The 14361-nt window shown below is 71.8% G+C and carries 11 protein-coding genes; 2 read left to right on the top strand and 9 right to left on the bottom strand.

Annotated elements, in window-relative coordinates:
* Window positions 1-66: 66 nt before the first annotated feature.
* Window positions 67-873, bottom strand: a complete 807-nt coding sequence (locus ACIBI9_RS07200) for a GNAT family N-acetyltransferase (RefSeq protein WP_397221050.1) — start codon at window positions 871-873, stop codon at window positions 67-69.
* 27 nt (window positions 874-900) lie between these two features.
* On the opposite strand from ACIBI9_RS07200, the gene ACIBI9_RS07195 reads away from it, so the two are divergent.
* Window positions 901-1764 (top strand): ROK family protein, encoded by an 864-nt coding sequence (locus ACIBI9_RS07195; RefSeq protein ID WP_397221048.1) that lies wholly within the window; start codon window positions 901-903, stop codon window positions 1762-1764.
* On the opposite strand, the gene ACIBI9_RS07190 is transcribed toward ACIBI9_RS07195, so the two are convergent.
* The 7 genes from ACIBI9_RS07190 to ACIBI9_RS07160 all read right to left on the bottom strand — a co-directional run bounded on the left by ACIBI9_RS07190 (window position 1753) and on the right by ACIBI9_RS07160 (window position 12422).
* Window positions 1753-3801, bottom strand: coding sequence for an acyclic terpene utilization AtuA family protein (locus ACIBI9_RS07190; RefSeq protein ID WP_397221047.1), 2049 nt, complete (start codon window positions 3799-3801; stop codon window positions 1753-1755). The genes ACIBI9_RS07195 and ACIBI9_RS07190 overlap by 12 nt on opposite strands.
* The gene (locus ACIBI9_RS07185; protein ID WP_397221046.1) at window positions 3798-4559 is read right to left on the bottom strand and encodes an enoyl-CoA hydratase-related protein; all 762 of its coding nucleotides are present in this window, start codon (window positions 4557-4559) and stop codon (window positions 3798-3800) included. The genes ACIBI9_RS07190 and ACIBI9_RS07185 overlap by 4 nt, the downstream gene beginning before the upstream one ends.
* Complete coding sequence (locus ACIBI9_RS07180) at window positions 4556-6430, bottom strand: biotin carboxylase N-terminal domain-containing protein (protein ID WP_397221045.1); 1875 nt, start codon at window positions 6428-6430, stop codon at window positions 4556-4558. The genes ACIBI9_RS07185 and ACIBI9_RS07180 overlap by 4 nt, the downstream gene beginning before the upstream one ends.
* Window positions 6427-7959 carry an acyl-CoA carboxylase subunit beta gene (locus ACIBI9_RS07175; protein WP_397221817.1) on the bottom strand — a complete coding sequence of 511 codons (1533 nt, stop codon included), beginning with the start codon at window positions 7957-7959 and terminating at the stop codon, window positions 6427-6429. The genes ACIBI9_RS07180 and ACIBI9_RS07175 overlap by 4 nt, the downstream gene beginning before the upstream one ends.
* A gap of 53 nt (window positions 7960-8012) precedes the next feature.
* Entirely contained in the window at window positions 8013-8651 is a 639-nt protein-coding gene (locus ACIBI9_RS07170; RefSeq protein WP_397221044.1) for a TetR/AcrR family transcriptional regulator, read from the bottom strand.
* A gap of 66 nt (window positions 8652-8717) precedes the next feature.
* Window positions 8718-10856 (bottom strand): protein kinase, encoded by a 2139-nt coding sequence (locus ACIBI9_RS07165; RefSeq protein WP_397221043.1) that lies wholly within the window; start codon window positions 10854-10856, stop codon window positions 8718-8720.
* A 204-nt stretch (window positions 10857-11060) separates the two neighbouring features.
* Window positions 11061-12422, bottom strand: coding sequence for an FAD-binding oxidoreductase (locus ACIBI9_RS07160; RefSeq protein ID WP_397221042.1), 1362 nt, complete (start codon window positions 12420-12422; stop codon window positions 11061-11063).
* 100 nt (window positions 12423-12522) lie between these two features.
* Here ACIBI9_RS07160 and ACIBI9_RS07155 point away from each other — a divergent pair, with 100 nt between their 5' ends.
* Entirely contained in the window at window positions 12523-13092 is a 570-nt protein-coding gene (locus tag ACIBI9_RS07155) for a hypothetical protein (protein WP_397221041.1), read from the top strand.
* A 1-nt stretch (window position 13093) separates the two neighbouring features.
* Here the strand turns inward: ACIBI9_RS07155 and ACIBI9_RS07150 are convergent, their stop codons facing one another.
* The gene (locus ACIBI9_RS07150) at window positions 13094-14299 is read right to left on the bottom strand and encodes an aminotransferase class I/II-fold pyridoxal phosphate-dependent enzyme (protein WP_397221040.1); all 1206 of its coding nucleotides are present in this window, start codon (window positions 14297-14299) and stop codon (window positions 13094-13096) included.
* Between the last annotated feature and the right edge of the window lie 62 nt (window positions 14300-14361).

Genomic DNA, 14361 nt, shown 5'->3' with positions numbered 1-14361 from the left:
GCGCCGCCCAGTCGGCCCGGCGCTGTGGGGTCGCTTGGCGCCTTCCCGTCGCCTGTCGCTGTGCGGTCAGCCCAGTGCCTGCATGAACGGCAGGAAATGGCAGGCGCGATCGCCCGGCAGGTCGCCGCCGTGCACCATCCTCGCGGTCCTCCACGGGGCGCCCATGCCGTGCGCGACCGCCCAGGCGACCAGGCCGTCCATCGCCTCGTCCAGGTCCATCCGCACCTCGCCGCCCACGTCCAGCGCGAGGTCCCCGATCAGCGCCCGCGCGGTCTCCTCGTCCCGCGCCACGACCGGGCCGATCACGGTGTTGTCGTCGTTGCGCCAGCAGTGGCCGAAGCCACCGTCCGCGATCCGTACCCGCTCGCCGAAGTCGAACATCCGCCGCAGCAGCGCCGACCTGTCCGTCCCGAACAACTCCGCGTCCAGCTTCACGATCTCGTCCAGGTCGGACTCCGCGGCCGGGCGGGTCCGGCCCGACGCCTCGCCCGCGAACACGCCCGTGTGCTTGACGACCCCGCCGACGACGCGGAACCCCATCTGCTCGTACAGGGGGCGGCCGTGGTCGGTGGCGAAGAGGGAGACCGTACGGCTGCCGGCCCGCTCCATCACGTGCTCCATGAGCCGGCGGGCCAGCCCCTGCCTGGCGTACCTGGACGCCGTGAGGACCATGCTGACCACGGCGTGGTCGTCGCCGTAGAGGGTCAGGACGTTCGTGGCGGCCAGGCCGTCGCCGTCGGGGGCGTCGATGCCGTACGCCTCGCCGACCTCGAGCAGGAGGCGCCACTTGTGGCGCTCCGGAGGCCAGCCGCGGTCCTTGGCCAGGCGGGCGCAGTCGTCCAGGTCCTGTGGGGTGAGTCGGCGGATGGTCATGATTGCACCCTAGGGGACGATGGCACGATGGATTACGTCGTTGCGGTCGATGTCGGCGGTACCACCATCAAAGGCGGATTTGTCGCCCGTGACGGGACAATTCTGCATTTCGAGCGACGTGCGACACCTCGTGGCGCCGACCAGGTGATCGCGGCCGTCTCCGCCTTCGTCGCCGACCTGGCGCGGCCCCGCGCCGGGCGGCGCCCGCTCGCCGTGGGGCTCGCGGTGCCGGGGCTGGTCACGCCCACCCACGCCGTCTACTCCGCGGCCTTCGGGTGGCGGGACGTGCCCGTCTCGTCGTTTGCCGACGTGGACCTGCCGGTGGCGCTCGGGCACGACGTCCGCTCGGCCGGGGAAGCCGAGCTGGCCTACGGGGCGGGCGGGGACGACGTCCTGTTCCTCCCCATCGGTACGGGTATCGCGGGCGCGGTCGTCCTGTCGGGCTCGCTGTACGGGGGAGCCGGGGGCTTCGCCGGGCAGATCGGTCACATCCCGGTCCGGCCCGACGGGTTGCCGTGCGGGTGCGGGCAGCGGGGATGCCTGGCCGCGTACGCGTCGGGCGGGGCCATCGCGGCACGGTACGGCTCGGGCACCTCCGCGGACGTGGTGCGCCTGGCCGCCGAGGGGGACGCGCGGGCGGCGGAGGTGTGGTCGTCGGCCGTGGACGCGCTCGCCCTGGCGCTGGCCACGTACACCCTGCTGCTCGACCCGGCCCGCATCGTCATCGGGGGCGGGGTCTCGCTGGCGGGGGACGCGCTGCTGGTGCCGCTGCGGGAGCGGCTGGCGGGACGGCTGGCGTTCCGGCGGGCGCCGGAGGTGGTGGCGTCGTCCCTCGGCGTGCGGGCCGGGCTCCTCGGGGCCGGGCTGCTGGGCTGGCGATCAGCCGCGTAGGTGCGGAGGTATGTCCACCTCCTTCGCCCGCAACTCCTCGCCCAACGCCTTCGCCTGCGGGTCCATCCTCGGGCTCGCCGCCACACCCCTCCCCAGGAGGCCGTGGATGACGAAGTTGAGCGCCTTGATGTTGGACAGCTCGTAGCGGTCGACGCGGTGCGGGGCCAGGGCCGGGAGGAGGTGCTTGAGGGTGTCGGGGGTGAGGTGGGCGGCCAGCCAGTCGTACCGCTCCTGGGTGTCGGCCCAGACGCCCAGGTTCGCGTTCCCGCCCTTGTCCCCGGACCGCGCCCCGGCGATCCACCCCAACGGCACCCGTACCCCCGCCTCAGACCCGACCACCGACGCCCGCTCAGCCGCCTGAGGCTCGATCACCGACGCCCGCTCAGCCGCCTGAGGCTCGATCGGCGACGTCTGCCCGGTCGGCTGCACGCCTCCCGAAGGCGCGTCCCCAGCCGCCTGCCGGTCACCTGCGGACGCCTGCCCCGCGCCTGAGCGCCTGAGCCCCTGACCACCGCTCCCGGCTTCTTGCCCGCCGTTTCGGGTGACGTTCCCAGCCCCTTGCGCGCCGTCCGCAGGCGCCGAGCTGCGCCGTGCTGCTTCCCGCCGACCCGGCACCGGGACGGGGTGCGGGGTGGTGGCTTCGACCGCGTCGCCTGCCGCGATCACCGCCTCCACTGGGCCCGTCGCGCTCGCCGTCTCCGGCGCCGGGACGGAGTGCGTGGCGATGGTACTGGCGGCCTGCCGCGTGCCGGCGATGCCTGGCGCGGGGGGAGGGAGTTCGTCGCCGTTGACGAAGATCCGGGGGCGGACCTCCGAGGCGGGGATGAGGACGGGCCAGTAGACCCCGTACGGCGTGGCGTTGCCCGGTGGCGTGAGGGCGTAGAAGCCCGGGTAGCTGGCGAGCCCCGTCTCCACCACGGCGGAGGAGAACGCCCGTCCCGCGCGGCGTTCGTCGGCGTCCATGACGGTGATCCGCAGCAGGCCCGAGTCCGTCAGCTCCACGTCCACCCGGTCGAACGAGTCACGGGGGACGCGGGCCCACAGGGCGTCCTCGGCGGCCCGGGCCTTGGCCTGCGCGTCCAGGCCCGTCAGCACCAGGGTCATCGTGTTGCGGTAGCCCGCCAGGTAGTTGACGGCCACCTTGAGGGTGTCGGGCGGTGGCTCTCCCCGGACGCCCGAGATCAGGACGCGGTCGGGGCCGTCGTCCGCGAGGGTGATCGTGTCGAAGCGGGCCACCACGTCAGGCCCCAGGTAGCGCGGGCTCCCGAGCTCGTACACGAGCTGCGCCGTGACCGTGCCGACCGAGACCAGCCCGCCGGTGCCGGGGTGCTTGGTGATCACGGCGGAGCCGTCCGCGTTCAGCTCGGCGATGGGGAAGCCGCAGTGCGCCAGGTCCGGTACGTCCTGGAAGAACGCGTAGTTCCCGCCGGTCGCCTGGCAGCCGCACTCGATGACGTGCCCCGCCACCACCGAGCCCGCGAGCTGGTCCAGGTCCTCGGGCCCCCACCCGTAGCGCCAGATGCCGGGGCCGGTCACCAGGGCGGCGTCCGTGACGCGGCCGGTCACCACCACGTCCGCGCCCGCCGCGAGGGCGGTGGCGATCGGGCGGCCACCGAGATAGGCGTTCGCGGTCAGGGGGGTCGCGGTGAGGGGTTCGCCGGTGTCGGCGTTGGTCAGGTCCAGGGGGCGGCCGGTGAGGTCGTCGCCCGTTATGTGGGCGATCGTGGGGGAGAGGCCGAGGCGGTTGGCCAGGTCGTGGACCGCGTCCGCGCAGCCGGCCGGGTCCAGGCCGCCGGCATTGGTCACTATTTTGATGGATTTATCAAGACAGGGTCCCAGGACGTCCTCCAGCTGCCGGAGGAACGTCGGCGCGTACCCCGGGCGGCCCTTGAGGCGGTTCCCGGCGAGGATGAGCATGGTCAGCTCGGCCAGCCAGTCGCCGGTGAGCACGTCGATCGGCCCGCCCTCGACCATCTCCCTGGCGGCCGAGAGGCGGTCGCCGAAGAAGCCGCTGCAGTTCGCGATCCGCAGCGTCATCGCGAGGTCCACTTGGGCGGCCGCTTCTCCCTGAACGCCGCGATGCCCTCCTGCCCCTCCTCCGAGGTGAAGCGCTCGGCGGACAACTCGGTCATCCGCCGCAGGCCCTCCTCGAACGACAGCGCGGGCACCTCCCGCACCATCCGCTTCGTGATGGCCAGCGCCTCGGGGCCGCCCTTGATCAGCAGCTCGGCGTAGTGCGCGACGGTCGCGTCCAGCTCGTCCTCGGGTACCGCCCGCGTGAGCAGCCCGATCTCCGCCGCCCGGGCCGCGTCGAACACCTCGCCGGTCAGGAAGTACTCGGCCGCCGCCCGGGGTTCGACCCGGCGCAGCACCGGCACCGAGATCATGGCGGGTACGACGCCGAGCCGTACCTCGGAGAAGGCGAAGGACGCCGTCAGCGGCGCGATCGCGAAGTCGCACGCCGCCACCAGGCCCAGGCCGCCCGCCCGAGCCGTGCCGTTCAGGCGGCATATGACCGGCTTCGGGCTCTCCCAGATCAGCGTGAGGACGTCGGGGAACGACGCCGTCACCGCCGCGCCCGAGGCCTTCTGCTCCTTGAGGTCGGCTCCCGAGCAGAACACGTTCCCGGTGCCGGTCAGCACGATCACCCTGGCCTCCGGCTCGGCCAGTGCCCAGCGGAGCCGGTCGGACAGGTCGGAGAGGAGCCGTACGGACAGGGCGTTGCGGTTGGGCGGCGAGTCCAGCGTGACGGTCGCGACGCCCGCCACCAGGTCCTTGTGCACCAGACTCGTCATGAAGTCCCCTCCTGGATGATCGCCAGCACCGCGCCCGCTTCGACCTGCTGGCCTTTTTCGACGTGTACGTCCGACACCACGCCGTCGGACGGCGCCGCGATCCGATGCTCCATCTTCATCGCCTCCAGCACCAGCACCGGCTGCCCCTTCGTCACCAGGTCGCCGGGCTCCACCTCGACCCGGAGCACGCTGCCCGGCATGGGGGCCAGCAGGGAGCCGGGGGCGACGTGCTCGACCGGCTCGGGGAGGCGGGGGATCGGGGTCAGCTCGGCGCATCCGCCGACGTGGTCGACGTAGACCTTGCCGTCCTCGTCGTAGCAGGCCACCTCGAAGGTGTGCCGGACGCCGTCGCGTTCCAGGATCACCTCGTACGGCTCCGCGCTGATCACGGTGACGCCCTGGGGGAGCGGGTCGTAGACGACCTCGGCCTCCTCGAAGCGGGCCCGGCGCGGTTGCGAGCGCACGTTGCGCCAGCCGCTCGGGAGGCCCGCCAGCACCTTCGCCCGGCGGCGGTTGCCGGCGGCCATGGCGAGGGCGGCGGCCAGCACCGGCAGCTCGTCGCCCCCCTCCGGGGGGACGCCGTGAAGTGGTCCGTCGGGGGCGAGGAAGCCGGTGTGGGTGTCGCCCGCCCCAAAAGCCGGATTTGTCAGGATTTTTACGAGTAAATCGCGATTCGTTGTGACCCCGTGGAGCTTCGCCCGCCGGAGCGCCGTAACCAGCTTCCGCACCGCCTCCGCCCGTACCCGCCCGTACCCGATCACCTTCGCCAGCATCGGGTCGTAGTACGGCGAGATCACCGACCCGGACTCCACCCCCGAATCCACCCGCACATCCCCGGAGACCTCGAACCGCCGCAACACCCCGCTCTGCGGCAGATAATCCGCGTCCTCCGCATAAAGCCGCACCTCAACGGCATGCCCGGCAGGCTCGGGCGGCGTCGCGGGCAGGGCGGCACCCTCGGCCACCTCGAGCTGCAACCGCACCAGATCGACCCCGTAGACCAGCTCGGTGACCGGATGTTCGACCTGGAGCCGGGTGTTCATCTCCAAGAACGCCACCCGATCCTCCTTGACCAGGAACTCCACCGTCCCGGCCCCGACATAGCCGATCTTCCGGGCGGCCCTGACCGCCGCCTCGCACAGCCGCCCCCGCAGCTCGGCCGAGACGCCCGGCGACGGGCACTCCTCGACGACCTTCTGGTGCCGCCGCTGCACGCTGCACTCGCGCTCGCCCAGCGTCCACACCGTGCCGTGCCGGTCGGCCAGCACCTGCACCTCGACGTGCCGGGCGTTCTCCAGCAGCGGCTCCACGAACACGGTCCCGTCGCCGAACGCCGCCGCCGACTCGCGCCGCGCCGACTCGACCTCCCGCGCCAGCTCCCCGGCCCCCCGGACGATCCGCATGCCGCGCCCGCCCCCACCCGCGGACGCCTTGACCAGCACCGGGAACTCCCCGGGCGCCTCCGGGTCGAGCGAGGGAAGCACGGGCACTCCCGCCTCCGCCATCAGCCGCTTCGCCTCCACCTTGGACCCCATGGCCGCGACGGCCTCGGGCGGCGGCCCCACCCACACCAGCCCGGCCTCCAGCACGGCCCGCGCGAACTCCGCGTTCTCGGACAGGAACCCGTATCCGGGATGCACGGCGTCCGCACCGGAGGCGCGGCAGGCGTCCAGGACGCGGCCGATGTCCAGGTACGTATCGGACGGGCGGGCGCCCGGCAGCCGTACGGCCAGGTCGGCCTCGGCCACGTGCGGCGCGTCCGCGTCGGGGTCGGAGAAGACGGCGACCGTCGAGATGCCGAGCGAAGCGCAGGTGCGGAAGACACGGCGGGCGATCTCGCCCCGGTTCGCGACGAGCAGACGGGTGATCATGGCCGGAACACCCCGAATCCCGCCGGTTCGGGCACCGGCGCGCTGTTGACGGCGGACAGGCACAGGCCCAGGACGGTACGGGTGTCTCGCGGGTCGATGACCCCATCGTCGTACAGGCGGCCCGACAGGAAGAACGGCAGCGACTCCGCCTCGATCTGGGCCTCCACCATCGCGCGCATCGCCGCGTCGGCCTCCTCGTCGTACACCTGCCCCCTGGCCTGCGCGGACGCGCGGCCCACGATGGACAGCACCCCGGCGAGCTGCGCCGGGCCCATCACCGCCGACTTGGCGCTCGGCCAGCTGAACAGGAAGCGGGGCTCGTACGCGCGCCCGCACATGCCGTAGTTGCCCGCCCCGTACGAGGCGCCCATGACGACGGTGAGGTGGGGGACGGTCGAGTTGGACACCGCGTTGATCATCATGGCGCCGTGCTTGATGATGCCGCCCTGCTCGTAGTCCTTGCCGACCATGTAACCGGTCGTGTTCTGGAGGAACAGGAGCGGGGTGCGCGACTGGTTCGCGAGCTGGATGAACTGGGTGGCCTTCTGCGACTCCTCGCTGAACAGCACGCCCCGCGCGTTCGCCAGCACGCCCACCGGGTAGCCGTGGACGCGCGCCCAGCCGGTCACGAGGGAGGCGCCGTACAGGGGCTTGAACTCCTCGAACTCGCTCCCGTCCACCACCCGCGCGATCACCTCGCGGGGATCGAACGGCACCTTCAGGTCCTCGGGGACGATCCCCAGCAGCTCCTCGGCCGGATATCGGGGCTCCCGCGCCGCCTGCGGGCTCATGCCCTGCTTGCGCCAGTTGAGGGAACGGACGACCCGCCGCCCGATCCGCAGCGCGTCGTGCTCGTCCTGGGCCAGGTAGTCGGCGAGGCCGCTGATCCTGGCGTGCATCTCGGCCCCGCCCAGGGACTCGTCGTCAGACTCCTCCCCGGTGGCCATCTTCACGAGGGGCGGGCCGCCCAGGAACACTTTCGCTCGTTCCCGCACCATCACCACGTAGTCGCTCATGCCGGGCACGTACGCGCCGCCTGCCGTGGAGTTCCCGAACACCAACGCGATGGTCGGAACGCCCGCCGCCGACAACCGGGTCAGGTCACGAAATATCTGGCCGCCCGGGATGAAGATCTCCTTCTGCGTCGGCAGGTCCGCGCCGCCGCTCTCGACCAGGTTCACGTACGGGAGCCTGTTGCGCAGCGCGATGTCGGCCGCCCGGAGGGACTTCTTCAGCGTCCAGGGGTTCGACGCGCCGCCGCGGACCGTGGGGTCGTTCGCCGTGATCACACACTCGACGCCCTCGATCACACCGATCCCCGACACCATGCCGGCCCCGACCGGGAACTCGCTGCCCCAGGCGGCCAGCGGCGACAGCTCCAGGAAGGGGGAGTCGGGGTCGACCAGCAGCTCGATCCGCTCCCTGGCCAGGAGCTTGCCGCGCCCGCGGTGCCGTTCGACGTACTTCTCGCCGCCCCCGGCCACCGCCTTGGCGTGCTCGGCGTCGAGCTCGTGCAGCTTGGCCAGCATGGCCTCGCGGCGCCCGCGGTAGTCGTCGCCCCCGGTGTCGAGCCTGCTCCTGATCACGCGCCCTCCTCCCACGAACTTGACGTTCCCGTCAACCCGATGGCCCTGGCCCACAACCGTGTCAGGTGATCGACCGCCACCTGCTCGTCGGCCCGCTCCCCGAGATCCAGCCACACATGAGCGAAGTGCTCCACCATCCCGCCCAGCATGACGGCGGTCAGCCGCGGATCCAGCTCCGGATCGGCCAGCCCCAGCTCCTGCAGCCGCTTCAACCCCTCCGCGCCCCGCCGCACGAACACCTCCCGCAGTTCCAGCAGCAACCGCCCGAACTTCTCCTCGGACGTGGCCGCCTGCTCCACCATCCGCACCAGCCGCGAGTTCGCCGCCCAGGCCCGCAGGTAGAGCCGATTGGCCGCCTCGATCCGGGCGTACGGATCGTCCGGGGCCGCCGCCGCGCCGACCACGCTCGCCGCGAACATCTCCCCGACCACGGCCGCCGCGACCTCGCCGAACAGCGCTTCCTTGGAGTCGAAGTAGGTGTAGAACGTGCCATGGGACACCTTGGCCCGGCCGCACACGTCGTCGATCCGCACAGCGTCGTACCCGTGCTCCTCGAACGCCTCCCGCCCAGCCTGCAGGAGCGCGGCCCGCGTCCGCCTGCCCCTGGACGTCGGCACCGAAGACCTGACGATCACGTCAACTACGCTAACGCAAAAAGGGCCCCGCACAAGGGGCCCTTTTCAACGGATGTCGCCGTCAGGTCAGGTGCAGTGGCTCCAACCGGACTTCCACGTCTGACCGCCCCACGAGCCGCCCCAGATCACGCACTTCTGCTTCGCAGGCAGGCGGATGGGGCCCGCGTAGGCGGAGAAGCTACCGGGGTTGCTGGCGCTGGAACCGCCCTTCACCTGGAGGACCGCGTTCATCTGGACCTTTTGCGAGAACACCATACGCGCCATCGTGACCACGCAGTTCTTGCCCGCGCCGGTGTTGTAAAGAAGGTAGACGGTGGCGTTGCCGCCGGCGATGGAGCGGGAGTCGACGACCTTGTAACCGGCGCCGCACAGGCTCGTCGCCTGGTACGGGTTCGGCTTGCCCGGAGCGGTGGTCTTGGACGGCTTGCCCGAGGGGCGAAGGGTCGTCGACGGGCCGGAGGACGGCTGGCCCGTCGAGTCGCTGAGCGTCGGCTCCACCACCGGGTCGACCATGTCGGACGGCTTCTTCTTCGTCTTGGTCTCGGACGGCTTGGGCTGCGGCCGCTTGGTGGTGGTCTGGGGCTGAGGTGCCTGGGTGACCGGGTTCGGGACCTGGACGATGGGGTCAGGCTGCTTGGTGTGCTTGGCCTTCTTGCTCTCCGTCGGCTCGATGCTCAGCGTGGGCACCGAGACCGAGGTGTCCGTGGGCAGCGGCAGCGGGGTCTGGTCGCCGGGCGGCGGGTCGACGGGCTGGCCGCCGCCGGAGGCGTCGTCGCCGTTGGTCTTGTTGGAGGAGTTGCCGACGGCCACCACCGGGACCTGCTTGGTGTTGGCCTGCACCACCACGGCGCCGACGACCACGAGGAGGGCGGCGGCCGCGGCTCCGGACAGGGCGAGCGTCAGCGTGCGGCGCTGCTTCGCGGGCGCGCCGTCACCGGGGCCTGACGGGCCGCCGGGACGGGTGGGGCCGCCCTGCCCTCCGGGCCTGCCCGGTCCGCCGGGGGTTCCCGCCTGGAAGGGTGGCTGGCCCTGAGGGGTGCCGGGGCCGTGCGGCGGCATTCCGGACGCGGCGGCCGCACCCTGCAGGCCGCCCTGCGGCGCCTGAGGGCCTCCGTGAGGCGCCTGAGGACCGCCATGGGGCGTTCCCGGCTGGGGGCCGGCCTGGGGCTGGGTGCCTGGCATGGGGGAGGCGGACTGGGCGTTGGCTGCGGCGGGGCGGCCGTACGGGCCCGTCTGCGGAGGTGCCGCGGGGCCGGTGGGCTGGGTCCAGGGGCCCGGGTAGACGTCCTGGCCCTTCGCCGCAGGGGCGCCGGCCTCAGCGCCCGCACTGGCGCCGGCGGCGGCGCCGCCGATGAGTTGCTGGCCCGTCACCGGCTCGATGGCGGACTTCGGGGCCGGCTGGCCGGTGAGGCGGACGATGAGCTCGTCCGCGCTGGGCCGCTGCGCGGGGTCCTTGGAGAGGCAGAGGCCGACCAGTTCCCCGAGCATCCCCTCCATCCGCCCGAGCTCCGGCTCCTCGTTGAGGATCCGGTTCATCACCACGGGAATGGAGTCGGCGCCGAAGGCGGGCTTGCCCGTCGCGGCGAACACCATCGTGACGCCCCACGCGAACACGTCGGCCGCCTCGGACACCGCCGCCCCGCTGAGCTGTTCGGGCGCCAGGTACGAGGGCGTGCCCATGGCCATCCCCGTGGCCGTCGCGCCGGGAGAGTCGAGGGCGCGGGCGATGCCGAAGTCGATCACGACGGGACCCTCGGGCCCCATCAGCACGTTGGCGGGCTTGAAATCGCGGTGCAGGATGCCGGCGCGGTGGATGGCCGCGAGCGCCGTGGCCGTGCTGATCGCGAGCCGTTCGAGCGCCGCACCCCGCCGCGGCCCCTCGTTGATGACCATCTCACGCAGCGACGGCCCCGGGACGTACTCGCTCACGATGTACGGCCGGCTCCCGTCCAGGTCGGCGTGCAGCACCGGAGCGGTGCAGAACCTCGCCACCCGCTGCGCCACCGCCACCTCGCGCAGGAACCTGGTCCTGGCGTCGGCGTCGGCCACCAGGGCATGGTGCAGCAGCTTTACCGCTACCTGCTCCCCGGAGTCGCTCTTACCCAAATAGACAACACCCTGGCCGCCCTCGCCGAGCCGGGCGACGATGTCATACGTCCCCAGCCGCCGCGGATCGTCCGCCGCCAGCGGCTGGAACTGATTCACGTCGACCCCCATTACAACCCATTAGATGGGGCAAAACGCTACCAGCGTGATGGTTGGGGCGTCTGCCGGACCTATCAGAAGTTTCATGTTTTGACGAGGAAAGTCAGGCCTCTGTCAGTCCTCCGTCGCAGGTCGAACGGGTATCCGGGCCCAATGTCACGGCTTGGTCAAGGTGCCCGCGGTTCGAGACCCACCAGGCCAGACCTAGATCGCCTTGCCCGGGTTGAGGATGCCCAGGGGGTCGAAGACCGCCTTGATGCCCTGCTGGACCTCGGTGACCACCGGCCCCGACTCCAGGTCGAGCCAGCGCCGTTTCAGCAGGCCCACCCCGTGTTCCCCGGTCAGCGTGCCCCCCAGCTCCAGCGCGCGCGTGAACACCTCGTCCGCCGCCGCCCACACCTCCGCCGGCGGCTCCGCCATGCCGCGGTCGAAGATGAAGACCGGGTGCAGGTTCCCGTCGCCGGCGTGCGCCACCGTGAGTATCTTCACCCCGTGCCGCGCGGACGTCTCCTCGATGGCGGTGATCATGTCGGGCAGCAGGGACCGGGGCACGCACACGTCCTCCACCAGGCACGCCCCGAGCCGCTCCTTGGCCTGGTAGTCCAGCCGGCGCAGCCTGATCAGTTCCTCGGCCTCCTGCGGGGTCGAGGACACGGCCACGAACGAGGCGCCGTTCTCCAGGCACAACCGCTCCATGCGCTCGACCATGGCCTGGCTGTCGATGGCGTCGGACTGGCCGATCAGCGTGGCCTGGGTGTCCGGTTCGAGCCCGATGTTGAGCCAGTCGTCGAGGGCCTCCAGCGAGGCGCGGTCGATCAGCTCCATGAGGGACGGCTGGCAGCCCGCCGCCATGATCGCCGAGACCGCCGCGCCCGCGTCCCGGAGCGAGCCGAACTCCGCCGCGAACGTGGCCGCGGGCGCCACGGGCGCCCGCTTGAGCCGGACCGTGGCCGCGGTGATGACGCCGAGCGTGCCCTCGGAGCCGACGAACAGGCCGGTCAGGTCGTAGCCCGTGACGCCCTTCATCGTGCGCCGGCCGGTGTCGATCACGCGGCCGTCGGCCAGCACCACCTCGAGCCCGAGCGTCGAATCCCTGGTCACGCCGTACTTCACGCACCGCAGCCCGCCCGCGTTCGTGGCCAGGTTGCCGCCGATCGTGGAGATCTCGTACGACGAGGGGTCCGGCGCGTACATGAGCCCGTGCTCCCTGGCGGCCTTGTCCAGGTCGGCGGTGATGACGCCGGGCTCGACGACGGCGATCTCGTCGGCGGGGGAGAGCTCCCTGATCGCGTTCATCCTGGCCAGTGACAGCACGATCGAGCCGTCGCCGGCGACGGCGGCTCCCGCCAGGCCCGAGCCGCCGCCCCGCGGCACCACGGGCACCCGGTGCTCGGTGGCCCACTTCATCGTCGTGACCACGTCGTCGCGGGAGGCGGCCAGGACCACGCCGAGCGGCTTGCCCGGCGCCACGAACGTCCGGTCGCGGGCGTAGGAGTCGATCACATCCGGGTCGGTCAGGACACGGCCTTCGGGCAGAGAGCTCACCAAAGCATCAATCGGCTTCACACCTTGCACTTTAGGTGCAAACCACTCGGCCGGGACGGCCGGCCGGACACGCTCCGCCTTCCGGTTTGCGCAGGTCGTTACTTAAGGCCAAACTGCCCAGGTGGAAGTCAGGTGCCCGGTGTGTTCGGAGACCGACCAGGTCGTCGCGGTCCCCGGCGCGGTGGCCGCCGGGACCACGTACAAGATCGGCAGAGTGCGGCTGCCCGGCGTGCGCGAGGTCGCCGACCTGCCCACGGCGGCGGCGCTGGGCGCCTCGAAACACGTTATGAGCCGTACGCAGCTCGCGGTCTGGCTGTCGTTCCCCAGCCGCCACTACACCCCGTGGGCCAGGAACCAGGGCTACCTTCTGCTCCTCGTGGCGGCCCTGGTGCACCTGGTCGTGTCGCTGGTCATCGCCATGGGCCAGGACCCCAAGTGGGGCGAGGTGCTGCTCGCCCCGTTCTGCCTGACCGGCCTGTTCTGGGGGCTCGGGCTGCTGAACGTGCTCGGCTCGTACGGCGCCAGGAAGCGCGACACCATTGAGGCCCCGGCCAGGGAGAAGGCCCTGGCCGTGTGGGAGAACCTCTATTACTGCGCGCGCGACAACGTCGTGTTCGAGCCGGGGGTCGGCGTCTCGTTCCATCCGAGCGAGACGCGCGAGTACATCTTCGGCTTCAGGAACGGCCGCTAGCTCAGCCCAGCTCCTCCGCCACCGCGCGGGCGCAGACGGTCAGGCCCTCGATGGCCTGCTCCAGCTCGTCCAGCTCGGGGAAGGTCGGGGCGATCCGGATCGTGCGGTCGGCGGCGTCCTTGCCGTACGGGTGCGTCGCGCCCGCGGGCGTCAGCGCGATGCCCGCGGCCTTGGCCCTGGCCACCACCTCGGCGGCGTGCGGCACCTCCAGGCTGATGAAGTAGCCGCCCGCGGGGCTCGTCCAGGTGCCGAGGTCGCCGAGCCGCTCGGTCAGCACCTTGTCGACCAGCTCGAACTTCGGCCCGATCAGCTCCGCGTGCCGCCGCATGTGGGCGGCCACGCCCGCCGGGTCGCCCAGGAACTCGACGTGGCGGAGCTGGTTGAGCTTGTCGGGGCCGATGGACTGCTTGCCCGTGTTGTGCAGGAACCACTCGACGTTCGCGGGCGAGGAGCCGAAGAACGACACGCCGGAGCCCGCCAGCGTCACCTTGGAGGTGGAGGCGTAGACGAACACGCGGTCGGCGTTGCCGTGCCCGGCGGCGAGCGCCAGCAGGTCGGCCAGCTCGTCCGGGGTGTCGGTGAGGTGGTGCACCGCGTACGCGTTGTCCCAGAAGATGCGGAAGTCGGGCGCGGCGGCCGGCATGGCGGCCAGCCTGCGGACCGTCTCGTCGCTGTAGGTGACGCCGGACGGGTTGCTGTACTTCGGCACGCACCAGATGCCCTTGACGCTCGCGTCGGCGGCCACCAGGCGCTCGACCACGTCCATGTCGGGGCCCTCGGCGTGCATCGGGACGGGCACCATCTTGATCCCGAACCGCTCGGTGATCGTGAAGTGCCGGTCGTATCCGGGGACGGGGCAAAGGAACGTGACCTCCGGCTCCTCCACCCACCGTCGCGCGGCGCCCGGCACCTTGGTCAGCAGCGCGTGCACGATCGTGTCGTGCATCAGGGCCAGGCTGGAGTTGCCGCCGACGACGAGCTGGCCGGCGGGCACCTGGACCAGCGGCGCGAACAGCTCGCGCAGCTCGGTCAGGCCCTGCAGGCCGCCGTAGTTGCGGCCGTCGGTGCTGTCGGCGGCCCGGTAGGACGTGGGCAGCCTGAGCAGGTCGTTGGAGAGATCGAGCTGGCGCGGCGACGGCTTGCCCCTGGTGAGGTCGAGCGAGAGCCCTCGCTGGACGAGGGCGGCGTAGTCAGCCTGAGCAGTCACGGGATCTTCTCCTCCGAAGTTGGGTCCGGCTACGAAGGATAGAAGACCTCACCACATGAGCC

It is taken from the genome of Nonomuraea sp. NPDC050451 (genome assembly GCF_044458585.1).
Note: the sequence above shows the minus strand (reverse complement) of the source record. Positions and strands in the feature narration are given on the sequence as shown.